This is a genomic window from Pseudomonas sp. FG35 (assembly GCF_057809295.1).
Map to the genome: position 1 here is coordinate 237,673 of NZ_JBMDJR010000003.1, position 23,910 is coordinate 261,582.

The following is a 23,910-nucleotide window of genomic DNA, read 5'->3' on the forward strand; positions in this document are numbered from 1 at the left end:
CCATATTATGGTATTCCAATATTTTCACAAGACTGATCCGCTGTTTGCGGCGTTAACTGATACGGCATCCTCTCCGATATCAAGGCCTTACGGCTAGACGAAAGGCCCGTAACTGTTGAGTTTCCGACGAATACACCACGTTTATCGTTTCACCAAAAAAGCGCTTGCAATCGATGTATTACGGTATACCATCAGACCCATAAACACATAAAAACACGCTTCACCGCACTCGAGGATTGACCAATGATCGATGCTGCCGTCTACAAACAAGTCATGGGCTCGTTCCCGTCCGGCGTTACCGTCATCACCACGCTGGATGACGACGGCCAGATCGTCGGCCTGACCGCCAGCGCCTTCAGCTCGCTGTCGATGGACCCGGCGCTGGTGCTGTTCTGCCCCAACTACAGTTCCGATTCCTACCCCGTCCTGATCAAGAACAAACGCTTTGCCATTCACGTGTTGTCCGGCGGTCAGCAGAGCGAAGCCTATGCCTTCGCCCGCAAAGGCAAGGACAAGGCGCAGGGCATCGAGTGGACGCTGAGCGAACTGGGCAACCCGATCCTGGCCAACGCGACAGCTATCATCGAATGTGAGCTGTGGCGCGAATACGAAGGCGGCGACCACGCGATCATGGTCGGCGCGGTGAAGAACCTCATTCTCCCTCAGCAGGACGCCGGCCCGCTGGTGTACTGCCACGGCAAGATGGGCGCCCTGTCCGCCTTCGCCTGATCCGCACGATTGCACTTAAACAGGCCGGCAAGCGACCGGCCGACCACAAGAGATTTGAGGTAGCGTCATGAAATTTTCCCTGTTCGTACACATGGAACGCTGGGACGAAAGCGTCAGCCACCGTCAACTGTTCGAAGAACTGACCGAACTGACGTTGATGGCCGAGGCCGGCGGTTTCAGCACCGTGTGGATCGGCGAACACCACGCGATGGAATACACCATCTCGCCGAGCCCGATGCCGCTGCTGGCCTACCTCGCGGCCAGGACCACCACCATTCACCTGGGCGCCGGCACTATCATCGCGCCGTTCTGGCACCCGCTGCGGGTCGCCGGTGAATGCGCCTTGCTCGACGTGATCAGCAACGGCCGGATGGAAGTCGGTCTGGCGCGTGGTGCCTATCAAGTGGAATTCGATCGCATGGCCGGCGGCATGCCCGCCTCCAGCGGCGGTCAGGCGCTACGGGAAATGGTCCCGGTGGTCCGCGCGCTGTGGCAAGGCGACTACGCCCACAATGGCGAGATCTGGAAATTCCCCACCTCCACCAGCGTGCCGAAACCGATCCAGAAGCCCAATCCGCCGATGTGGATCGCCGCCCGCGACCCGGACTCGCACAACTTCGCCGTGGCCAACGGCTGCAACGTGATGGTCACGCCGCTGATGAAGGGCGACGAAGAAGTCCTAGACCTGAAGAACAAGTTCCAGACTGCGCTGGACAACAATCCGGATCTACCGCGTCCGCAATTGATGGTGCTGCGTCATACCCACGTGCACTCGGCGGATGACCCGGAAGGCTGGAAGGTGGGCGCCAAAGCCATCTCCCATTTCTATCGCACGTTCGATGCCTGGTTCGGCAACAAGGAAGTGCCGGTAAACGGCTTCCTGGCACCGAGCCCGGAAGAGAAGTTTGCCGGGCGTCCGGAGTTTGAACTGGAGAGCCTGCACAAGACCGCCATGATCGGCACGCCGGAAGAGATCATTCCGCGGATCAAGTACTACCAGGAACTGGGCGTGGATGAGTTCAGTTTCTGGTGCGACAACAGCTTGCCGCATGCGGAGAAGAAGAAGTCGCTGGAGTTGTTTATCAAGCATGTGGTGCCGGCGTTTCGTTAAATACGCCAAGCGCCCCTGAATGCACAGCGCCCCGAACAGAACGTCGGGGCGCTTTTTTTTCGCCTGACGCAGGTGTCAGTAGGCAGTAGAAGTTGTCACGATATCTTCCGGCGCCAACTGGCGACCATCGGCCGATAGCAGCTCCAGCTTCCTGATCGGCTTTCGCTTCTGCGCATCGACCATCACAGAACCCGACTCGCCCGGCTCGAACATGAACTCGCCACCCCACTGCGACAATGCAACGATCACGGTTTGCAACGCCCGGCCTTTTTCAGTCAGCACGTACTCCTTGTAAGCGCTGCCATCGGACGCCGGCACCAGCCGCAGGATGTCACGCTCCACCAGCCCTTTGAGCCGGGTGCTTAACATGTTCTTGGCGATTTCCAGGCTCTTCTCGAAATCGCTGAAACGACTGATGCCTTCCAGCGCGTCGCGGATGATCAGCAGCGACCACCAGTCGCCGATCAGGTCGAGTGTCCGGGCGATCGGGCAGGCATTGCCCGCAAGGCTTTTGCGTTTCATTCAGCGCTCTCCAGCAAAACGGTCATCAAATCGTGGTTGCATCTTACAACTCTGGCGCCCGCGAGCGTCTACGCTGATCGGCTGGCGAAACTTAGCACCTGCGTACAAGTAGACCAGACCCTTAACCGCGATAGTCAGCGATGCCATCCCGGCAACCACACACACCCCGACATAAGGAGTTTTCATGAGCACGTTCAAGACCCAAGACGGCACCGAGATCTATTTCAAGGACTGGGGCAGCGGCAAGCCCGTGCTGTTCAGCCACGGCTGGCCGCTGGATGCCGATATGTGGGAATACCAGATGGAATACCTGAGCAGTCGTGGCTATCGCACCATCGCCTTCGACCGCCGCGGCTTCGGCCGCTCCGAGCAGCCGTGGACCGGCTACGACTACGACACCTTCGCCGATGACATCGCGCAACTGATCGAACACCTGGATCTGCGCGACGTGACCCTGGTCGGCTTCTCTATGGGCGGCGGCGATGTCAGCCGCTACATTGCGCGCCACGGCAACGAACGCGTTGCCGGGCTGGTGTTGTTGGGCGCGGTGACGCCGCTGTTCGGCAAGAAGCCGGACTTTGCTGAGGGCGTCGACAAGTCGGTGTTCGACGGTATCAAGGCTGGTCTGCTGAAGGACCGCGCGCAGTTCATCGCTGACTTCAACGCTCCGTTCTACGGTACCAACCAGGGCCAGAAAGTCTCCGACGGCGTGCTGACCCAAACCCTGAACATCGCGCTGTTGGCCTCGCTCAAAGGCACCGTGGATTGCGTCACCGCTTTCTCGGAAACCGACTTCCGCCCGGACATGGCGAAAATCGATGTGCCGACCCTGGTGATTCACGGCGATGGCGATCAGATCGTCCCGTTTGAAACCACCGGCAAACAAGCGGCTGCCCAAATCAAGGGCGCTGAACTGAAAGTCTACGCAGGTGCGCCACACGGCTTTGCGGTCACCCATGCGCAGCAATTGAATGAAGACCTGCTGGCGTTTCTTGATCGCTGAGTCCTGCTGATCTGAACGCGCCTTGAAAAGGGCCGTCGACAACCCTGTCGGCGGTCCTTTTTTTTGTTGTCCCGGTTTTCAGTGCCAGGGCGAAGCCCCGTGTTTACGGGGCTTTCAGGCCTCTGCATCACGTTTTTATCTTCACATGCCAGCTTAATAATATTTTACCGATAACCACCCCCTCCCTAGTCTGATCCCAAGCACAGAGAACAGGTCGACAGCGACCTGAATCCAACGGCCTCGTGAGAAGGGATCAGAGATGACCACTGAAATAATAAAAACAGACACGCTTGTTGTCGGCGCCGGTCAAGCGGGTGTGGCCATGAGTGAACACCTGAGCAAACTCGGGGTGCCGCACCTGGTGCTGGAGCGCAGCCGCATTGCCGAACGCTGGCGCACCGGGCGCTGGGATTCGCTGGTGGCCAACGGTCCGGCGTGGCACGACCGCTTTCCGGGGATGGAATTCGATGATGTCGATCCGGACGGTTTCGCCCACAAGGAACGCGTCGCCGACTACTTCGAAGCCTATGCGAAGAAATTCAATGCGCCGATCCGCACCGGCGTCGATGTGAAAAGCGTGGTGCGCAATGTCGGGCGTCCGGGCTTCACCGTCGAGACCTCCGAGGGCGTGATCGAAGCGGCCCGCGTCGTCGCCGCCACCGGCCCGTTCCAGCGTCCGGTGATCCCGGCGATTGCGCCGAAAGATGAGCGCCTGCTGCAGATTCACTCGGCCGACTATCGCAACCCGCAGCAACTGCCGGCCGGCGCAGTGCTGGTGGTCGGCGCCGGTTCGTCGGGCGTACAGATCGCCGATGAATTGCAGCGCTCGGGCAAGCAGGTTTACCTCTCGGTCGGCGCCCACGACCGCCCTCCCCGCGCTTACCGCAACCGTGATTTCTGCTGGTGGCTGGGCGTGCTCGGCGAGTGGGATCAAGCTGCTATGAAACCCGGCCGCGAGCACGTGACCATCGCCGTCAGCGGCGCCCACGGTGGCCGCACCATCGACTTCCGTGGCCTGGCCCATCGCGGCATGACCCTGGTCGGCGTCACCGAATCGTTCAGCAACGGCGTGGTGACCTTCAAACAGGACCTGCGCGACAACCTCAAGCGTGGCGACGAGAACTACCTCGCACTGCTGGATGCCGCCGACGCCTACATCGAACGCAACGGCCTCGATCTGCCGCTGGAACCGGAAGCCCGCGAAACGTATCCGGACCCTGAATGCGTGAAAAACCCGCTGGCCGATCTCGATCTGGCCGCCGCCGGTATCACCTCGATCATCTGGGCCACCGGGTTTGCCGTGGACTATTCGTGGCTGAAAGTCGCCGCTTTCGACGACAACGGCAAGCCGCAACATCAGCGCGGTGTGTCCAGTGAATCGGGCGTGTATTTCCTCGGCTTGCCGTGGCAATCGCGACGCGGCTCGTCGTTCATCTGGGGCGTGTGGCACGACGCCAAACACGTGGCCGATCACATCGCCACCCAGCGCAAATACCTGGCCTATCGCGATGCCGAACAACGCGAAGCCGCGCTGCACAACCACGCTGTCGACACCGTCGACGCTTGATTTCCCTCTTCAATCCCGGCGCCCATCGCGCCGGGCCCGATTTCGTCAGGAGCCGCACATGAGTCAGCCAACCCACACCCGCATCCGCATGTTCAACACCAAGGACACCTACCCGAACCAGACCTTGGACAACGACCTGTGCCAGGCCGTGCGCGCCGGCAACACCGTGTATGTGCGTGGTCAGGTCGGGACCAATTTCGAGGGCGAACTGGTCGGCCTCGGCGACCCGCGCGCACAGACCGAACAGGCCATGCGTAACGTCAAGCAACTGCTCGAAGAGGCAGGCAGCGACCTCAGCCACATCGTCAAGACCACCACTTACCTGATCGACCCGCGCTACCGCGAGCCGGTGTATCAGGAAGTTGGCAAATGGCTGAAGGGTGTTTTTCCGATCTCCACCGGACTGGTGGTGTCGGCACTGGGCCAACCGCAATGGCTGATGGAAATTGATGTGGTTGCGGTGATTCCCGAGTAATTCGACCTTAGCGAAAGGAGGCCACACATGACATTTTCCATCGCCGCCCGTTGCCCCGAAACCGGCCAGTTCGGCATCGCCATCAGTTCCTCCAGCATCGCCGTCGGCGCCCGCTGCCCTTGGTTGTTGCCGGGTGTTGGCGCGGTGTCGAGCCAGAACATCACCCTGCCGTCGCTCGGTCCGGAAGTGCTCGCTTTGATGGAGCAAGGCCTGGCACCCGAGGCTGCACTGGACAAGGTGCTGACCCGCAACGGCTACAGTCAGTACCGGCAGATCACGGCGATCAATCACCTCGGCCAGACCGCGCATTTCAGCGGCGCGCAGACCCTCGGCGTGCACAACGCCGTATCCGGCGAGCAATGCGTGGCGGCGGGCAACATGCTCGCCGGGCGCTCGGTGATCGAAGCCATGGTCAGCGCGTTCGAAGAAGGCGAAGGGCAACTGGCCGATCGCCTGATCAAGGCCTTGCACGCCGCCCAGTCCCTGGGTGGTGAAGCAGGTCCGGTGCATTCGGCAGCGGTGGTCGTGGTGGGTGAACTGACCTGGCCCATCGTCAACCTGCGGGTGGACTGGGCCGATGCAGACCCGATCGGCCAATTGCAAAAACTCTGGGACGCCTATTGCCCGCAGCTTCAGGACTACATCGACCGCGCCCTCGATCCGGCCAAGGCGCCGGGTTATGGAGTTGCCGGAGACGACCGATGAGCGACAGCGTCGCGTTGCTCAAGACGCTGGTGGAGTTCGACACCACCAGCCGCGAGTCCAACCTGCAATTGATCGACTTCGTGCGCAGCTACCTCGAAGGTTTCGATGTGCCGTGCGAGTTGATCTACAACGATGAGCGCAGCAAGGCCAATCTGTTCGCCACGATCGGCCCGGCCGATCAACCGGGCATCGTGTTGTCGGGGCACACCGATGTGGTGCCCGCCGATGGCCAGCCGTGGACGCTGCCGCCGTTCGAACTCAGCGAGCGCGACGGCAAGCTTTACGGTCGTGGCACCGCGGACATGAAGGGCTACATCGCCTGCGTGCTGGCGCTGCTGCCGTCGTTGATCGAAGCACCGCTGCGCCTGCCGGTGCACATTGCCCTGTCGTACGACGAAGAAGTCGGCTGCCTCGGTGTGCGCTCGCTGCTCAAGGTGCTGGAGCAACGTCCGGTCAAACCGCTGCTGTGCATCATCGGCGAGCCGACCGAGCTCAAACCGGTACTTGGGCACAAGGGCAAACTGGCTGTGCGCTGCGATGTCCAGGGTCATGCCTGTCACTCGGCCTACGCGCCGCTCGGAGTGAACGCCATCGAGTGCGCCGCCGAGCTGATCGGCGAGCTCGGACGTATCGGCCGGCAGCTCAAGGACGAACACGTCGATCCGCGTTTCGACCCGCCGTATTCCACGGTGCAAACCGGCGTAATCGGCGGTGGCAAGGCGTTGAACATCGTCCCCGCCGATTGCCGTTTCGACTTCGAAATCCGCGCCCTGCCCTCGCAGGATCCGGCGGTCGTTGCGCGGCAACTCAAGGCCTACGCCGAGCAGCAAATGCTGCCGCGCATGCGGGCGGTCAGCGAGCAGAGCGATATCCGTTTCAGTGAATTGTCGGCCTATCCGGGGCTGGCCACCGATGCCCGAAGCCAGGCTGCGCAATTGATCGCCACGTTCTGCGGTTCGGACGATTTCGGCACTGTTGCGTTTGGGACCGAAGGCGGCTTGTTCGACGCAGTGGGGATTCCCACGGTGGTGTGCGGTCCCGGCAGCATGGATCAGGGGCACAAGCCGGACGAGTTCGTCAGCATCGATCAGCTCACGGCCTGCGATGCGATGCTGCAACGGATGCTGGCGTCGATCCGCCTCTGAAAAAACGGCCTGGCTGCTGGATTCAGGTCTGCATCCGAGCCGCAATAACACCGACAGACAGCTGCTCCGATGGAGGTCAGCTGCGTTGTCGTTCATGGCTCTGAAACGACCGGAACAGAGCGTTTTCCGCTGACCGGAGAGCCTCGTTTTTTTAACGCCTGAAGCAACAAAACTACTAATTTATCTCTCCCCTTTCCTTGCCCATGATCAACCCCAACAAGAAATGCGCCGTCCGTGCCGGCGCTCATTGAAGTACGTCCACGTACTCGTCCTTGCCTTGGAGTTCGTCATGACCACCTCTGCATCAACGTCTGCACCGCTCATTGAAAAACACACGATCGGCTACGTGCCGCCCGAAGATCGCCACGGAAAGGTTCGGGATCTGTTCACCCTCTGGTTCGGCGGCAATATCGCGCCGTTGCCCATCGTCACCGGCGCCCTCGGCGTGCAGCTGTTTCACCTGAATCTGGTGTGGGGCATCGTCGCCATTCTGGTCGGCCATCTGGTCGGCGGTGTGCTGATGGCGCTGCACTCGGCGCAAGGTCCGCAGATGGGCATTCCGCAGATGATCCAGAGCCGCGCACAATTCGGCTCCCTCGGCGCACTGCTGGTGGTGTTGATTGCCGGCGTCATGTACATCGGTTTCTTCGCCTCCAACATCGTGCTGGCCGGCAAGTCGCTGCATGGCGTGGTCGACAGCGTTCCGGTGCCGGTCGGCATCGTCATCGGCGCGCTGGGTTCGGGGATCATCGGGATCATCGGGTACCGCTTCATCCACGTGCTCAACCGCATCGGCACCTGGGTCTTGGGGATCGGCATCGTGGTCGGCTTCGGCTACATCCTCACCCACATCCAGACCGATGATTTCCTCACTCGCGGCAGCTTCAACCTCTCGGGCTGGCTGGCAACTGTGTCGCTGGCAGCGCTGTGGCAGATCGCGTTTGCGCCGTACGTCTCGGACTACTCGCGTTACCTGCCGGCGAATGTGCCGGTGGCAGCGACCTTCTGGACGACCTATCTGGGTTCGGCGCTAGGTTCGAGCCTGTCGTTCGTATTCGGCGCCGTCGCCGTGCTGGCAACGCCAGTGGGTATGGACACCATGGACGCGGTGAAACTCGCCACCGGCGCCATCGGCCCGCTGATGCTGGTGCTGTTCCTGCTCAGCGTGATCAGCCACAACGCCCTCAACCTGTATGGCGCGGTGCTGTCGCTGATCACCCTGGTGCAGACTTTCGCTTACCGCTGGATCCCGACCGCCAAGAGCCGCGCCGTGATTTCGATCATCGTCCTGCTGGCCTGCTGCTTCGCTGCGGTCGGCGCGTCGGCAGACTTCATCGGCCACTTCGTCGACATGGTGCTGGTGTTGTTGGTCGTACTGGTGCCGTGGACCGCGATCAACCTGATCGACTTCTACGCCATCCACAAAGGCCAGTACGACATCGGCTCGATCTTCCAGGTCGACGGCGGCATCTACGGCCGTTACAACCCGCAGGCCTTGCTGGCTTACGCGATCGGTATCGCGGTGCAGATTCCGTTCATGAACACGCCGCTGTACGTCGGGCCCGTGTCGGCGCACATCAACGGCGCGGACCTGTCGTGGCTGGTTGGCCTGCTGGTGACCTCTCCGCTGTATTTCTGGCTGGCGACTCGTGACAGTGCTTATCGTCGGCGGCTGACTTCCGGAAAACTGGCGAACAATCTGTAAGTCATCCGTTTTGCGCTGACACGCGAAGGCCCTCGCAAATGAGGGCTTTTTTTTGTTTTGGATGGAGCCGTCTATTTAGCTTTGAACGCCTCACGCCGCGCCTGCCGTTCGGCGGCGTACGCCTGTTGCGGCTGGCTGATCAAATCCTCACGGCGCAACACTTCACCGCAGTGATCGCACATCGGTCCGAGGCCGGCGCTGTGGTTGCAGTTCTTGTGGGTCATGTTCACCGCCAGCCCCTCCTCCGGCGATTTACACCAGGTCTCGCCCCAGGCGCGCAACGCGATCACCACCGGATAAAACGCCTCACCCTTTGCGGTGAGGTGGTACTCGTAGCGTTTCGGCCGCTCGTTGTACAAGCGGCGCTCGACCAGTCCGTCCGCCTCCAGGCTTTTCAGACGGGCGGCGACCATCTGCGGCGTGCCGCCGGTCTGCGCCAGGATCTCGTCATAGCGATGGCTGCCCATGAACAATTCGCGCAAAACCAGCACCGTCCAGCGGTCGCCGACGATCGCCTCGGCCCGGGAAATCGGGCACAGGGTCTCAGGAAGACTATCGTTTACAGCCATCAGGGCTTGCCTCTTACACAGTTACTATGATTATCATATCAACACGATGCGGGAACAAGCCCTGAGCATCGATCACTCTCATTGCCGGAGTACATCGTCATGTCGAAACCTCTTTATCCGCTCGACAGAACCGCCTACCTGCTGGTCGATCCGTACAACGATTTTCTCTCCGAGGGCGGCAAGATCTTTCCGCTGCTCAAACCGATGGCCGAGCAGAACGGCCTGCTCGACAACCTGCGCAAACTCGATCGCGCCGTGCGGGCCCTGCCGATTCCGGTGTTCATCGTACCGCATCATCGCTGGGTCAAAGGCGACTACGAGAACTGGGATCATCCAACCCCGACCCAACAAAAGATCATGCACATGCACCACTTTGCGCGCGGCGAATGGGGCGGTGAATGGCACCCGGATTTCGCACCGAAGGACGGCGACGTCGTGGTTCAGGAACACTGGGGCTCCAGCGGTTTCGCCAACACCGACCTGGATTTTCGCCTGAAACAGCAATGCATCACCCACGTGATCATCGTCGGCCTGCTGGCCAACACCTGCATCGAAGCCACCGCCCGCTATGCGTCCGAACTCGGCTATCACGTCACGCTGGTGCGCGATGCCACCGCCGCGTTCAAAGAGGAAATGATGCACGCCGCCCATGAACTCAACGGTCCGACGTTCGCCCATGTCATCACCACTACAGACGAACTGATCGCCAACCTTCAGTCGCAAGGTGACGCAAAATGACTCTGACCGGCCACCTGCTGATCGGCGCCGCTGACGTCCCCGCTACCGAGGGCACGATGAAGGCGCTGAACCCGGCAACCAACCAATTGCTCGAACCGGAATTCGCCCTCGGCGGTGCGTCGCAGATCGATCAGGCGGCAACCCTCGCTGATGCGGCCTTCGACAGCTACAGCCACACCTCGCTGGCCGAGCGTGCGGCATTTCTGGAAAGCATCGCCGACAACCTCGACGCCGTCCGTGAGGAGCTGGCCGCCCGCGCCGCACTGGAAACCGGCCTGCCCCAGGCACAACTGGAGGGCGAAGCCGCCAAGGCCGCCACCCAGTTCCGCCAGTTCGCCGACGTGGTGCGCAAGGGTCGCTTCCTGCAATTGGCGATCGACCCGGCGCAACCCGATCGCCAGCCGCGGCCACGGATGGATCATCGCCTGCAAAAAGTCGCCATCGGCCCGGTGGCGATCTTCGGTGCAAGCAATTTTCCGATCTCCTATTCAGTGGCCGGCGGTGACACCGCGTCGGCACTCGCGGCCGGTGCAACGGTGATTCTCAAGGCGCATAACGCGCATCCCGGTGCCTCGGAAATCCAGGCGCGCGCCATCCGTAAAGCGGTGCAAATGCACGGTCTGCACGAAGGGGTTTTCTCCATGGTGCGCGGTGGTGGCAATGCCATCGGTGAGGCGCTGGTCGATCATCCTTTGATTAAAGCGGTGACGTTCACCGGTTCAGAGGTGGGCGGCATGGCGCTTTATCGTCGCGCGCAATTACGGCCTGATCCGATCCCGGTGTTCACCGAAATGACCAGCGTCAACCCGACGTTCATTCTGCCCGCAGCGCTGTCCGCGCGTGGCGGTGAAATCGGCGATGGCTTTGTCGAGCGGATGCTGGTGAATGTCGGGCAGGCCTGTCTGTGTCCGTCGATCCTGATCGCGGTCGAGGGCGAAGGTCTGCAAGCGTTGCGCAGCGCCATGATCAAGCGGGTCAGTGCAGCGTCGGCGCGTACGATGCTGACGCCGGGGATTCACGGTTCATACGTCAAAGGGCTGGTGGCAATGGAAAGCGTGGGGGCCAATCTGGTGGCGGTCGGCGCGCCGGCGGATGGTCAGTTTGAGGGACGCTCGGCGTTGTTGGAAGTTGACGGCCAAGGCCTGCTCAGCGAGCCGGCGCTGGCCCATGAAGTGTTCGGTCCGGCGGCGCTGTTGGTAACGGTCAGGGATGATGAAGAGTTGCTGGCGGTCGCCCGTTCGTTCAAGGGTCAACTGAGCGCAGCCATTCACCTTGAAGACCGCGATCTGGATCTGGCCCGGCGTCTGCTACCGATCCTCGAGCGCCGCACCGGACGCATCGTGGTCAACGCTTTCGCCCATCCGCAGGAAGTGACCTTCGCCACCGTACACGGCGGGCCGTTCCCGGCCACCTCGGACAGCCGTTTCACCTCGGTCGGCATGACCTCGATCGAGCGCTTTTTGCGGCCGGTGGCGTATCAGGGCTTTCCCGATGCATTACTGCCGGAGGTGTTGCGCGACGCCAATCCACTCGATCTGCCCCGCAGCATCGACGGCCAATAAAAAATGCCCGGTTCGGCGGATCACCGAATCGGGCATGCTTGTTCAATCAAATAAGCAGGTCCTCATAGAAAGCGCCGTACGGAAGCTCGGGGTGTTCGATCTGGATTTCCAGAATCCACACACCGGCATTCGGCGCCTGATCGAAGTCACCAAGATTGCCGCCGCGATAGATCGCGTGAGGGAAATCGCTGACCCGGTGGCCCTTGATGTCCAGGTTCAGTTTCCAGCCCATCGCCTCGGCCTGATCGGTGGCGTAACGGTACAGCTCGACACCGGTCACGCCCTTGCGCCAGAAGGTTTCGACCTTGTCGAAGAGTTCTTTGGAGGCCGCCGCGCAAGCGACCATTTGTGGGTCGGAACCGGTGACATACGTCGCCCCGGCATCGCCTTCGTGACCTTCCCAGACCACGCCCATGTCGATGAAGAAAATGTCGTTCTCGCCCAGCACCGGATCGCCGTCGGAACGCTCCTTGAAGGTCTTCAGCGTGTTGGCGCCGAAGCGGATCAGCAGCGGATGCCAGATCCGGTCCATGCCCAGTTCGACGAGAATTTCCTTGCCCCGCGCATGGGCTTCAGATTCGCGCATACCGGGTTTGATCACCTTGGCGATCTCGTCCACGGCCTTCCAGGTCAACTGCTGGGCGTGGCGCATGGTTTCCAGCACAAAACGCTCACCTACCGCTTCTTTCCCGCTCAGGGCTGTGGTCATCGCTGATTCCTTCTGGCTAATCGCTTGCGCTGTATAGTTTTTTATATTGCGAAACAGAACGCCTAAGATACAACCATGACACAACGTGTCAATTCTCTTCTGCGCGCACCACACCGCGCTCTTCCAGCAAGCGCACAAACATGCTCAGACTGCGCGAAACCGTGCCCCGCCGCCATACCAGCCACGTCGTCAGATAGCGGAAATCCGACGCCAGCGGCCATACGCTGACCGTCGCGCAGCCGGGCATGCTTTGCAGCATGCTGCGTGGCATCAGGGCCAGGCCGGCGCCGGCACTGACACAGGCGAGCATGCCGTGATACGACTCCATTTCGAAGATCTTGCCGGGCACGGCAGCGTCGGTGCTGAACCATTTTTCGAAGTGATGGCGATAGGAGCAGTTCGAACGGAATGCATAGATGTTCTCGCCATTCACGTCCGCCGCGCGCTGGATCGGCCCGTGGTGAAGCGGCGAGATGATGACCATTTCTTCTTCGAACGCCGGGATGCCCTCCAGCGCCGGGTGCAGGACCGGGCCGTCGACGAACGCAGCCGCCAGGCGCCCCGAAAGCACACCGTCGATCATCGTCCCGGACGGACCGGTCGACAGGTCCAGATCGACCTTCGGGTGTTGCTGGTTGTAGGTCGCCAGCAAACCGGGAATCCGCACCGCCGCCGTACTTTCCAGCGAGCCCAGCGGGAACGCGCCTTGCGGTTCCTCCCCGGCCACCGTGGCGCGCGCTTCCCGGACCAGGTCAAGAATGCGCCGTGCGTACTCGAGAAAACTCCAGCCGGCCGGCGACAGGCGCAAACGGCTTTTCTCGCGGATGAACAGGTCGACGCCCAGATCCTCCTCCAACTGCTTGATGCGTGTCGTCAGGTTCGACGGCACGCGATGGATCTGCGCCGCCGCCGCGCTGATGCTGCCGTGCTCGGCAACGGCCTTGAAGATTTCCAGTTGCACCAGATCCACAGTCATTCTCCAATCGTGAAAGAAACGCTCTTTATTATTCAGTTTCCAGAAACCAAACGCCACCCTACTCTGAGCGCATCCACTGACCTCGCAGGACGATGCCATGAGCCCGATTTCCAGCCAGACCCACGCTATCTCGATCAATCCCGCCACCGGCGAGCAGATCGGTCATTACGCGTTCGAATCCGCCGAAGCCCTCGACGCTGCGCTGACCCGCGCCGCCTTCGGCTTCAACAAGTGGAAACGCAAACCGCTGCAGGATCGCTCCCGCGCCCTGACCGCGCTGGCCGGGGCCCTGCGGGACAGCAGCGAAGCCATGGCCACCATGATCACTCGGGAAATGGGCAAGCCGATCGCCCAGGCCCGTGGCGAAATCGAGAAATGCGCCAAGCTCTGCGAGTGGTACGCCGAACACGGCCCGGCCATGCTCAACGCCGAAGCGACGCTGGTCGAAGGCGGCAAGGCGCGCATCGAGTATCGTCCGCTCGGACCGATCCTCGCCGTGATGCCGTGGAACTTCCCGATCTGGCAGGTGCTGCGCGGCGCCGTCCCGGCGCTGATCGCCGGCAACACCTACGTGCTCAAGCATGCGCCGAACGTGATGGGCAGCGCCTATCTGTTGCGCGATGCCTTCACCCGCGCCGGTTTCGCCGATGGCGTTTTTGAAGTGATCAACGTCACCCCGGAAGGCGTGTCCAGCGCCATTGCTGATCCGCGCATTGCCGCCGTAACCCTGACCGGCAGCGTCCGCGCCGGCATGGCCATTGGCGCACAGGCCGGTGCCGCGCTGAAGAAATGTGTACTGGAACTGGGCGGCTCCGATCCGTTCATCGTGCTCAATGACGCCGATATCGACGAAGCTGTGCAAGCAGCCGTCATCGGTCGTTACCAGAACTCAGGGCAAGTCTGCGCCGCCGCCAAACGCCTGATCATCGAAGAAGGCGTGGTCGAAGAATTCACCCGCAAATTCGTCGACGCCACCCGTCAGTTGAAGATGGGTGACCCGTTGTCCGCCGACAACTACATCGGCCCGATGGCCCGTTTCGACCTGCGCGACGAACTCGACCAACAAGTGCGCGACACCCTCGAAGAAGGCGCCACCCTACTGCTCGGTGGCGGCAAGGCCGAAGGCCCCGGCAATTACTACGAGCCGACCGTGCTGGCCGATGTCACCGACCGCATGACCTCGTTCAAACAGGAACTGTTCGGCCCGGTGGCCTCGATCATCACCGCCCGCGATTGCGCTCACGCCGTGGCCCTGGCCAACGACAGCGAGTTCGGTCTGACCGCCACGATCTACACCGCCAACGTCGCCCTGGCTCAGCAACTGACCAGCGAACTGGAAACCGGCGGCGTGTTCATCAACGGCTACTCCGCCAGCGACCCGCGCGTGACCTTCGGCGGCGTGAAGAAAAGCGGTTTCGGCCGCGAGCTGTCGCACTTCGGCGTGCGCGAGTTCTGCAACGCGCAGACGGTGTGGCTGGATCGCCGCTGATCCAATGAAAAGAAGCCCGGAAGCGTTTTGCGCTTCCGGGCTTTTTCATTTATGCCGGAGCCTGTTGGTGTTCCGACACCGTCCGATCTTTGCTTAATAGCCCCAGCACCACAGCCGCCGACACCAGCGTGATGATCGTCAGGATGTGCAGCAGGTACTGAAACGCCGAAGCGTAACCTTGAACCAGATGCTCATTGGCCAGGCCCGGAACCGTGTTGATCGCATGGGCCATGTCGCCAGTGGTCACCCGGTGCGCGGTCTCGGCAATCAGCGCTGCATCTGCACCGTTGGCCACAGCCTGCAGATCGGTATGCAGCAGCGAGGCAAGAATCGCCGCCACGCTCGCCAGTGCAATCCCTTCACCCGCCACCCGTACCGTGTTGAAAATCCCGGCCGCCATGCCGGCGCGCTCTTTCGGCACCACGCTGACCGACAGTCCATCCATCAAGCCCCACGGCAGACCCGCGCCGATCCCGATCAACACCATCGGCACCACCAGCGCGAATTTCGGCTCGCCGACGTTGTACAGGCTCAGCCAGTGCAGCCCCATGGCGGCAATCAGGAAGCCCACGCCCGACAGGATGCCGGCCGAGACAAACCGTGTCATGGACGCCGCCAGCATCGGCACCACCAGCATCGGCGCCGACAGCGCCAGCAACAGCAGGCCGGCATCGATTTCACTCAAGCCTTCGACACCGATAAAGCGCAGCGGCAGCATGACCACCAGCACGATGTAGCAATAGCAGGTGCCGATCGGCAGCATCTGCACGCCGACGAAGCGCGGAAAGCGGAACAGCGTCAGATCGAGCATTGGACGTTTGACGCGCATTTCGATGCAGACGAACAGTGCCAGCAACAACGCCGAAGCACCCAACAGACCGACCACTAAAGGACTGCCCCAACCGCTTTCGGGCGCCTGGATCACACCGAACGTGAACAGCGCCAGCATCGAGCTGAACGTCACGGTACCCGGCCAGTCGAGACCGCTGGCGTCGGGGTCACGGGTTTCACGCATGCGCGGCAGGCCGAAGACCATCGCGATCACACCAATCAGCGCGGTAAACACAAAGATCGCGCGCCAGTTGAACGCCTCGATCAACGCCCCGGCCACCAGAGGTCCGAACGCGAGACCGATGCCAAACGTGGCGCCGAGCATGCTGTACGCACGAGTGCGCGCATGGCCTTCGAATTCCTGCGCCAACGCCGCCGAACCACTGGCCAGCGCCGCCGCACCGGCCACGCCCTGAATCGCCCGAAGCACATCCAGCCAGAACACCGAAGGCGCCAGGCTCTGGGCAATCGACGCTGCGGTGAATAACAGCATGCCGGCAGTGAACAGGCGCTTGCGTCCATAGACGTCGGCGAGCGCCCCGGCCGCCATCAGCAAACTGCCGAACGACAACATGAACGCATTGGTGATCCAGGTCAGCGCCACCGGGCTGCCGCCCAGGTCACGGCCGATGGCCGGCGTTGCCACCGCGCCACCGGTAAAACTTAACGGAAGGACCAGCGCCGACAGGCAAATGGCCGCGAGGATCAGCAGCTTTTCGCGCGCGCCCTGGTATTGGGAGACGGTTGTCATGGATTTCATCCAATGAATAGAAAACAAGGCTGCGATCAACAGAGCGCAGCCTGCGATGGCTTCAACGGAGGGTTACGTCAGTCCTTGAAATCCGTGGACAATGCCAGCTCATTCCACTCGGCCAATTCCTGCGCCACCAAGCGGTTCTTCGCCTCGATCCGTGCAACCGTGTCGCTGCCCAGCGCCAGCCGCTGCGGCGGGTTCGGTGCGTTGACCAGCGCCAGCATCGCTTCAGCAAACTTCAGCGGATCGCCCAGTTGCGCATGGTTGGCAGCTTCGGCAAACGTGCGCATCTTGCCAACGGTTTCGTCGTAGTCCGGCAGCACCAGCGCGGTCTTGATCAGCGATTGTTCGTCGAGGAAGTCGGTGCGGAAGAAGCCCGGTTCGACCACCGTGGCATGAATGCCCAGCGGCGCCAGTTCCTGATGCAACGCTTCGCTGATGCCTTCTACCGCGAACTTGGTCGAGCCGTAGACACCCCAGCCCACGTAGGCCTGATAACCGCCAATCGACGAGATGTTGATGACCCGTCCGCTGCGCTGGGCGCGCATGTGCGGCAACACGGCGCGGGTGACGTTGAGCAGGCCGAACACGTTGGTGGCGAACAGGCGCTCGGTTTCGCTGGCGCTGGTTTCTTCGACGGCGCCCAACACGCCGAAGCCGGCATTGTTGATCAGCACGTCGATGCGACCGAAGCGCTTGATGCCTTCTGCCACCGCTTGGTGGGCTTCCTCTTCGCGGGTGACATCCAGGCGCACCGCCAGCAGGTTCGGGTGATCGCCGAGGCGGTCGGTGATGTCTTGCGGGTTGCGGGCGGTGGCAATCACCGCGTCACCGGCACGCAGGGCCTGTTCAGCGATAAGGGTGCCAAAACCACGGGAAGCTCCGGTAATCAGCCAGGTACGCATATCAACTCCTCCTGTCGGTGACCCTGGCGAGATTGCCGGGGCCTTCTTGATGAGTTGAGTCGACTTTAAAGCCGTGCTACTGATGTGATAATCCCAACAAATTTGCATGACTTTGTGAAAGGCGTTCACAAATGAAAACCCCGTCCACGGCGGATCTGCCGATCTTTCTCTGCATCGCCCAGCACCTGAATTTCAGCCGTGCGGCGGTGGATCTGGGCCTGACACCGTCCGCGCTGAGTCATTCGTTGCGGGCTCTGGAAAATCGCCTAGGCGTGCGCCTGTTCAATCGCACCACCCGCAGTGTGGCGCTGACCGAAGCGGGCGAGCGGTTATACGCGCGGCTGAAACCGGCGTTTCGCGACATCGACGACGCCCTCGAAGACCTCAATCACTTTCGCGACAAGCCTTCCGGCAACCTGCGTATCACTGCCGGGCGCCAGGCCTGTGAGCTGGTGCTGCTGCCTATAGCCAGCGAGTTTCTGAAGATTTACCCGGACATCCGTCTGGAAGTGGTCGAAAGCGATGCGCTACTGGATATCGTCGCCTCCGGATTCGATGCAGGTGTACGCTTCGGCAATCGGCTGGAAGCTGACATGGTGTCGATGCCCATCGGACCGAATCTGCGTTCAGTGGTGGTCGGCGCACCCGGCTTTTTCGAACGACATCCCGCGCCACAGAAACCTGAAGATTTGCATGCCCTTCCCTGCATCCGACATCGGTTCCCGAGCGGTTCGATGTACCGCTGGGAATTCGAACGGGGTGGTATAGAACAGGAAATCGAGATCAACGGCCCGCTGACGCTGGGCGATGTCAGCCTGATGATCGGCCCGGCATTGCAGGGCTTGGGACTGGCCTATGTGTTCGAGAACATGGCCCGGGAACATCTGGCGAGCGGGCGGCTGGTACAGGTGCTGGCGGACTGGTGCCCGTACTATCCCGGCCTGCATCTGTATTACCCGAGTCGGCGCCACGTGCCGGCACCGCTCAAGGCGTTTATCGATTTCGCCCGCAATGCCAGCGAAGGCAAAACGGGCTAAGCCGCTTTACAAATACTTCAACCAGGCAATGTCGCGACGCCGGGCCTTCAATGCCGAAAACCAGCGCACGGCCGGGAACAACGCGACCGCCAGCACCATCGCCGCCAGCCACACCGCCGTCACCGACGAGAAACCGAAATAGGTGCCCTGATTGAGCCCGAACAGCGCCACGCCGATCAGGTACAGCACCTTCAGCGCATACAAGTGCAGCAGGTAAAAAAACATCGGTGCCGAACCGAACACCGTCAGCCAGCGAATCAAGCGTCGATCCTGCGCGCGCTCGAACACCAGCAACAGCAGCAGCCCGACGCTCACCGTCAACGTGATGAACAACAGCGACGGTGGGTATTTGGTGATGTTGAAAAAGCTCATCAGGGTTTGCACACCGCTGTCACCCAAGGCCCAGGGTTTCTCGCCGTAACCGTTGACCAGCCGCAGTGCCACAAAGCCCAGCAGCCCGGCGACACCACCGATCAATAAACGGCGCTGGCGCACGCCGGCATCGGCTGCGCGAGCGAACCACGGCCCCAGCGCGTAACCCAGCCCGATCACGCCGATCCACGGCAGCAACGGGTACGAGGTGCGCAGGCGCAAGGTCTCGCCCGCCTCGATCCAGCCGCGGTCATGCAGGATTGCCCACGGCACGTGCAGCGCTGACTCGGTTGCGAAGTGCAGTCCGTCGAGCAGGTTGTGCCCGGCGATGATCGTCAGGCTCAGCGTCAACAACAGCCAGCGTGGCAGCCAGACCAGCAGCGACAACGCGATCATGCTCAGGCCGATCGCCCATATCACTTGCAGGTAGATCACGGTCGGTGGCAACTGGAACGTCCAGGCGAAATTCACCAGAGTGAATTCGAGCGCGACCAGAAACAGTCCGCGCTTGAACAGGAAGGCACTGACGTCAGCCTTGCCGTCGTACTTCTCGCCGAACAGCCACGCCGACAACCCGGTCAGCAGCACGAACACCGGCGCGCACAGATGCGCCAGGGTACGGCTGAAGAACAGCGCCGGCTCGGTGATGGCGATGTCCATCGGGTCGGAGACCTGACGATGCAGCAGAAAGGTTTCGCGCACGTGGTCCAGCAACATGAACAGAATCACCAGGCCACGCAGCGCATCAATGGACAGCAACCGGCCAGTCGCCGAGGGGGCAGAACGGGGAACCGCAATCGTCATGGAGGTATCGCAATCGAAAGGTTGATCGATGCGACCGCCCGAAAGCGGCCACATAATTTGCGTTACCTTATAACATGAAAAACCGATCCAATCGCTAGCGGTTCTCAAACAGCGATTACGCTGTACGCAGGATTTCCAGCACGACCTGCAACGGATGGCGCAACTGTCGATCGGCCTGGCGCTTGACCTGACTGCGGCAGGAATACCCGGTGGCCAGCGCCTCGCCCTTCTCCACCGGCGCCTCGATCTGCTTCGCCCAGGATTGCTCGTAAATCACTGCCGACGTCTCGCGATTGCGCGCTTCGTGTCCGTAAGTGCCGGACATGCCGCAGCAGCCGGTGGCCTGAGTCGCGAGCTTCAGGCCAACGCGCTCGAAAACCTGCTCCCATTGCCGGGTGGCGGCCGGGGCGTTTGTTTTTTCGGTGCAGTGCGCCAGCAGGCGGAAGGGTTCGGCGCGACGTTGATCGATTTGCTCCGGCATGACCTTGAGCAACCACTCCTGCACCAGCGCCACCTCCGGGCATTTCTCCATCCCCGGCACTTTCAGATACTCCTGGCGATAGACCAGGGTCATGGCCGGGTCGAGCCCCACCAACGGCACGCCGATCTCGGCCAGTGCGCGCAATTGCCCGGCATTGCGCAGCGCCGCGCGATTGAACGCCGACAGGAAGCCCTGCACATGCAGCGGCTTGCCGTTGGCACTGAACGGTGCCAGATAGACCTGATAGCCCAGTCGCGAAATCAGCTCGATCAGATCCGCCAACAATGGCGCCTCGAAATACCGGGTGAAGGCATCCTGCACCAGCACCACGCTGCGTTCGCGCTGGGCTGCAGACAGCGCCGACAACACCTCGACCGACGCCGGCTGAACCTGCCAGCGACGCATCGCCGCGTGGAAATCGAAACGGCTGAGCAACGGCACATCGACCATGCCGCCAAGGCGCTCGATCAAGCGCCGGCTGAACGAGGCGCCCATCACGCCGTTGTAGAGCAACGGAATCCGCGCCATGTACGGAATCGTGTACTCCAGCGAAGCGATCAGATAATCCCGCGCCGGCCGCAGATAACGGGTGTGGTACAGCTCGAGAAACCGCGAGCGGAAGTCCGGCACGTTCACTTTCACCGGGCACTGCCCCGCGCAGGATTTGCACGCCAGGCAGCCGGCCATGGCGTCGTAAACCTCGTGGGAAAAGTCCTGTTCCTGCGCACGGCTGTTGCGCCAGCGCTGGAGCAACGTGCTGAAAAACGGCGGACGGCGACTGGCATCGGCCAACACATCAACACCCGCCTCGCCCTGCAACCGCAGCCATTCGCGAATCAGCGAGGCGCGGCCTTTTGGCGATTGCGCACGCTGGCGGGTGGCTTTCCAAGACGGGCACATCGCATCGTCGGGATCGAAGTTGTAGCAGGCGCCGTTGCCGTTGCAGTGCATGGCCGCGCCATAGTCCTGCCAGACTTTTTCGTCGATCTGCCGATCGAGCTCGCCGCGCAGGGTCACTTCGTCGATCTTCAGCAATGCCGCGCCGGGAATATTCGGCGTGGCGATCTTGCCGGGGTTGAACTGGTTGAACGGATCGAACGCCGCCTTCAAGGCTTGCAGCGCCGGGTACAGTTCGCCGAAGAAGGCCGGCGCATATTCCGAGCGCAGACCCTTGCCGTGCTCGCCCCACAGCAGACCGCCGTAACGCTGGGTCAGCGCGGCGACGCCGTCCGACACCGGGCGCACCAATGCGGCTTGTTGCGGATCCTTCATGTCGAGAATCGGCCGTACGTGCAGCACGCCGGCATCGACGTGACCAAACATGCCGTACTGCAACTGGTGGCTGTCGAGCAGGTCGCGCAACTCGGCGATGTACTCGGCCAGGTGTTGTGGCGGCACGGCGGTGTCTTCGACAAACGGCTGTGGGCGCGCTTCACCGGCGACGTTGCCGAGCAGGCCCACCGCGCGTTTGCGCATGCCGTAGACGCGATTCACCGCCGCATGCCCGACGGCCAGCGTGTGGCCCAGGCGCTCGACCGTGGCGTCGGTGCCCAAGTGCTGGACGAAGGCCTCGACCCGGCGTTGCAGCTCCTCGGGATCGTCGCCGCAGAACTCCACCAGGTTGATCCCCAGCGTCGGCCGCTCGGCGCTTTCCGGGAAGTACTCGGCGACGCCATGCCAGACGATGTCCTGCATCGCCAGCAACAGCACTTTGGAGTCGACGGTTTCGATCGACAATGGCTTGAGCGCCATCAACGCCCGGGCATCGCGCAAGGCATCCATGAAGCCGGCGTAGCGAATGTTCACCAGCATCGTGTGCTTGGGGATCGGCAACACGTTGAGCTTGGCCTCGACCACAAACCCCAGCGAACCCTCGGCGCCGCACAGCACGCTGTTGAGGTTGAAACGATTGTCGGCCTCGCGCAGGTGCGCCAGGTCGTAGCCAGTCAGACAGCGGTTGAGATCGGGGAAGGTTTCCCGGATCAGCTCGCCCTGCTCATCGATGATCTGCCGCGCACAGCGATACACCTCGCCGGCCCGGCCCTCGCGGGCGCATTCCGCTGCCAGCTCGCTTTCTGCCAGCGGGCGGCCGTGCAAACGTTCGCCACCGCGCAGAACCATGTGCAGTTCCAGCACGTGGTCGCGGGTCTTGCCGTAGGTGCAACTGCCCTGGCCGCTGGCGTCGGTGTTGATCATGCCGCCGACGGTGGCCCGGTTCGAGGTCGACAGTTCCGGGGCGAAAAACAGCCCGGCGGATTTCAGCGCGGCGTTGAGTTGATCCTTCACCACACCGGCCTGTACCCGCACCCAACGCTGTTCAACGTTGATTTCGAGGATGCGGTTCATGTGCCGCGACAAGTCGACGACGATGCCGTCGGTCAACGACTGGCCGTTGGTGCCGGTGCCGCCACCGCGAGGCGTGATCACCACTTTCTGGTAAGCCGGTTCGGCGATCAGACGCGCCAGCAGCGCTACGTCGTCAGCGTCACGCGGGAACACCGCCGCTTGCGGCAAGCGCTGATAGATCGAGTTGTCAGTGGCGAGCACCACGCGGCTGGCGTAGTCGGCATTGATTTCGCCGCGAAAACCGCTGGTTTCAAGGGCTTTGAGAAACTGTTGGTAGTCGGTGTTCAACGCGGTGGAAGGCGACAGCTGGGCAATCATCGGGAGGGCAATCTCGGTCAAAAACGGGCCGTGTGGCGGTGAACAGTTGTGCGCAAGGAATGATTGCGTCACGCTCCCGCCATCTCATAGGCCTTATGTTCATTGCAGAGCGATGTCGGGACAACCGTAAAATCGACCCGCAATCCATGACTAAAACGAATGAATCCGCGAACCCTCACTCCCTCGATGTCGTTGCTGCTGGCTTTTGAAGCCGCTGCACGCCATGAAAGCTACACCCGCGCCGCCCACGAACTATCGCTGACCCAGAGCGCCGTCAGCCGGCAGGTGCAGATTCTGGAAAAGATGCTCGGCATGCGCCTGTTCAGCCGCGAAGGCCGGCGGGTGATCCTTACCGACGTCGGGCGCATGTATCAGCGCGAACTGTCCGAAGCCCTCGGCCAGATCCGCAGTGCGACCTTGCAGGCCATGGCATTTGGCTCAGGCATCCACAGTTTGCGCCTGGCGACCCTGCCGACCTTCGGCTCGAAATGGCTGCTGCCGCGCTTGAAGGATTTCTACACCGCGCACCCGGGCATGACCGTTCATCTTCATTCGCGCATCGAGACGATTGACTTCGACACCAGCGAAATCGACGCGGCGATTTGCGTCGGTGGCGGTGACTGGCCGGGGCTGACCGCCCACCGCCTGCACACCGAAGAACTGGTGGTGATCGCCAGTGCGCAGCTGTCCGATGCCGAACGCCGTGCGGCCGACAAGGACATCGCCGGGCAACTGCTGCTCAACGTCAGCAGCAACGCTCAGGCCTGGTCCGAGTGGTTCAGCCATCATGCCCTGCCCCATCGCAGTATGCGCATTGGCCCGAGTTTCGAGATGACCTCGCACTTGATCCAGGCCGTGCGCGCCAATATCGGGATCGGGCTGGTGCCGAGGATTCTGGTGGAAGATGAATTGCATAACGGCGAGCTATTGCAACTGGGTGAACCGATCAGCAGCCGGCGCAGCTATTACCTGGTTTACCCGGCGCGCAATGAGTCGCTGGCGTCGCTGAAGGCGTTTCGCGACTGGTTGATGCGTACGCTTTGAAACAACCGAGGGC

General features: G+C 61.8%; 21 protein-coding genes. 13 read left to right on the forward strand and 8 right to left on the reverse strand.

Annotation, left to right across the window (positions count from 1 at the left end; translation table 11 throughout):
• The first annotated feature begins 243 nt into the window (after nt 1-243).
• The gene (locus ACODTD_RS07555) at nt 244-729 is read left to right on the forward strand and encodes a flavin reductase family protein (protein WP_011334639.1); all 486 of its coding nucleotides are present in this window, start codon (nt 244-246) and stop codon (nt 727-729) included.
• Nucleotides 730-796: 67 nt separating this feature from the next.
• Nucleotides 797-1,840 (forward strand): LLM class flavin-dependent oxidoreductase, encoded by a 1,044-nt coding sequence (locus ACODTD_RS07560; protein WP_489104683.1) that lies wholly within the window; start codon nt 797-799, stop codon nt 1,838-1,840.
• Between the two features lie 75 nt (nt 1,841-1,915).
• Here ACODTD_RS07560 and ACODTD_RS07565 read toward each other — a convergent pair whose 3' ends face one another.
• Nucleotides 1,916-2,362 (reverse strand): winged helix-turn-helix transcriptional regulator, encoded by a 447-nt coding sequence (locus ACODTD_RS07565; RefSeq protein WP_011334641.1) that lies wholly within the window; start codon nt 2,360-2,362, stop codon nt 1,916-1,918.
• Between the two features lie 184 nt (nt 2,363-2,546).
• Between ACODTD_RS07565 and ACODTD_RS07570 the strand changes: the two genes are divergently transcribed.
• From ACODTD_RS07570 to ACODTD_RS07595, 6 genes are all read left to right on the forward strand, one after another.
• The gene (locus tag ACODTD_RS07570) at nt 2,547-3,365 is read left to right on the forward strand and encodes an alpha/beta fold hydrolase (protein WP_221614511.1); all 819 of its coding nucleotides are present in this window, start codon (nt 2,547-2,549) and stop codon (nt 3,363-3,365) included.
• A gap of 259 nt (nt 3,366-3,624) precedes the next feature.
• Nucleotides 3,625-4,932: a flavin-containing monooxygenase gene (locus ACODTD_RS07575; RefSeq protein ID WP_489104684.1), complete on the forward strand. Its 1,308-nt coding sequence runs from the start codon at nt 3,625-3,627 to the stop codon at nt 4,930-4,932.
• Nucleotides 4,933-4,990: 58 nt separating this feature from the next.
• Nucleotides 4,991-5,407: a RidA family protein gene (locus ACODTD_RS07580; RefSeq protein WP_064380484.1), complete on the forward strand. Its 417-nt coding sequence runs from the start codon at nt 4,991-4,993 to the stop codon at nt 5,405-5,407.
• A gap of 27 nt (nt 5,408-5,434) precedes the next feature.
• The gene (locus ACODTD_RS07585) at nt 5,435-6,112 is read left to right on the forward strand and encodes a DUF1028 domain-containing protein (protein WP_285358180.1); all 678 of its coding nucleotides are present in this window, start codon (nt 5,435-5,437) and stop codon (nt 6,110-6,112) included.
• The gene (gene argE, locus ACODTD_RS07590) at nt 6,109-7,257 is read left to right on the forward strand and encodes an acetylornithine deacetylase (protein WP_489104685.1); all 1,149 of its coding nucleotides are present in this window, start codon (nt 6,109-6,111) and stop codon (nt 7,255-7,257) included. Before ACODTD_RS07585 ends, argE begins: the two co-directional genes overlap by 4 nt.
• A gap of 289 nt (nt 7,258-7,546) precedes the next feature.
• The gene (locus tag ACODTD_RS07595; RefSeq protein ID WP_489104686.1) at nt 7,547-8,962 is read left to right on the forward strand and encodes a purine-cytosine permease family protein; all 1,416 of its coding nucleotides are present in this window, start codon (nt 7,547-7,549) and stop codon (nt 8,960-8,962) included.
• 71 nt (nt 8,963-9,033) lie between these two features.
• Here the strand turns inward: ACODTD_RS07595 and ACODTD_RS07600 are convergent, their stop codons facing one another.
• Nucleotides 9,034-9,531, reverse strand: coding sequence for a winged helix-turn-helix transcriptional regulator (locus ACODTD_RS07600; RefSeq protein ID WP_489104687.1), 498 nt, complete (start codon nt 9,529-9,531; stop codon nt 9,034-9,036).
• Nucleotides 9,532-9,630: 99 nt separating this feature from the next.
• Between ACODTD_RS07600 and ACODTD_RS07605 the strand changes: the two genes are divergently transcribed.
• Both ACODTD_RS07605 and ACODTD_RS07610 read left to right on the forward strand, forming a co-directional pair.
• Nucleotides 9,631-10,269, forward strand: a complete 639-nt coding sequence (locus ACODTD_RS07605; protein WP_489104688.1) for a cysteine hydrolase family protein — start codon at nt 9,631-9,633, stop codon at nt 10,267-10,269.
• Nucleotides 10,266-11,831 carry an aldehyde dehydrogenase (NADP(+)) gene (locus ACODTD_RS07610; RefSeq protein WP_011334649.1) on the forward strand — a complete coding sequence of 522 codons (1,566 nt, stop codon included), beginning with the start codon at nt 10,266-10,268 and terminating at the stop codon, nt 11,829-11,831. Before ACODTD_RS07605 ends, ACODTD_RS07610 begins: the two co-directional genes overlap by 4 nt.
• 46 nt (nt 11,832-11,877) lie before the next feature.
• Here the strand turns inward: ACODTD_RS07610 and ACODTD_RS07615 are convergent, their stop codons facing one another.
• Together ACODTD_RS07615 and ptrR are read right to left on the reverse strand one after the other, a co-directional pair.
• Complete coding sequence (locus ACODTD_RS07615; RefSeq protein ID WP_201819183.1) at nt 11,878-12,540, reverse strand: M24 family metallopeptidase; 663 nt, start codon at nt 12,538-12,540, stop codon at nt 11,878-11,880.
• An 88-nt stretch (nt 12,541-12,628) separates the two neighbouring features.
• Entirely contained in the window at nt 12,629-13,510 is an 882-nt protein-coding gene (gene ptrR / locus ACODTD_RS07620) for a putrescine utilization regulator PtrR (protein ID WP_489104764.1), read from the reverse strand.
• Nucleotides 13,511-13,613: 103 nt separating this feature from the next.
• Between ptrR and ACODTD_RS07625 the strand changes: the two genes are divergently transcribed.
• Nucleotides 13,614-15,005: an aldehyde dehydrogenase family protein gene (locus ACODTD_RS07625; RefSeq protein ID WP_489104689.1), complete on the forward strand. Its 1,392-nt coding sequence runs from the start codon at nt 13,614-13,616 to the stop codon at nt 15,003-15,005.
• Nucleotides 15,006-15,054: 49 nt separating this feature from the next.
• Here the strand turns inward: ACODTD_RS07625 and ACODTD_RS07630 are convergent, their stop codons facing one another.
• Together ACODTD_RS07630 and ACODTD_RS07635 are read right to left on the reverse strand one after the other, a co-directional pair.
• Nucleotides 15,055-16,587: an MFS transporter gene (locus ACODTD_RS07630; RefSeq protein ID WP_041475320.1), complete on the reverse strand. Its 1,533-nt coding sequence runs from the start codon at nt 16,585-16,587 to the stop codon at nt 15,055-15,057.
• A gap of 77 nt (nt 16,588-16,664) precedes the next feature.
• A complete protein-coding gene (locus ACODTD_RS07635; RefSeq protein ID WP_489104690.1) occupies nt 16,665-17,495 on the reverse strand; it encodes an oxidoreductase in 831 nt (276 codons plus the stop codon).
• A 131-nt stretch (nt 17,496-17,626) separates the two neighbouring features.
• Here ACODTD_RS07635 and ACODTD_RS07640 point away from each other — a divergent pair, with 131 nt between their 5' ends.
• Nucleotides 17,627-18,532, forward strand: a complete 906-nt coding sequence (locus tag ACODTD_RS07640; protein WP_011334655.1) for a LysR family transcriptional regulator — start codon at nt 17,627-17,629, stop codon at nt 18,530-18,532.
• A 6-nt stretch (nt 18,533-18,538) separates the two neighbouring features.
• Here ACODTD_RS07640 and ACODTD_RS07645 read toward each other — a convergent pair whose 3' ends face one another.
• Complete coding sequence (locus ACODTD_RS07645) at nt 18,539-19,708, reverse strand: acetyltransferase domain-containing protein (RefSeq protein WP_041475572.1); 1,170 nt, start codon at nt 19,706-19,708, stop codon at nt 18,539-18,541.
• 115 nt (nt 19,709-19,823) lie between these two features.
• Complete coding sequence (ydiJ, locus tag ACODTD_RS07650; protein WP_285358195.1) at nt 19,824-22,853, reverse strand: D-2-hydroxyglutarate dehydrogenase YdiJ; 3,030 nt, start codon at nt 22,851-22,853, stop codon at nt 19,824-19,826.
• A 159-nt stretch (nt 22,854-23,012) separates the two neighbouring features.
• On the opposite strand from ydiJ, the gene ACODTD_RS07655 reads away from it, so the two are divergent.
• Nucleotides 23,013-23,897: a LysR substrate-binding domain-containing protein gene (locus ACODTD_RS07655; protein ID WP_011334658.1), complete on the forward strand. Its 885-nt coding sequence runs from the start codon at nt 23,013-23,015 to the stop codon at nt 23,895-23,897.
• Nucleotides 23,898-23,910 lie beyond the last annotated feature (13 nt).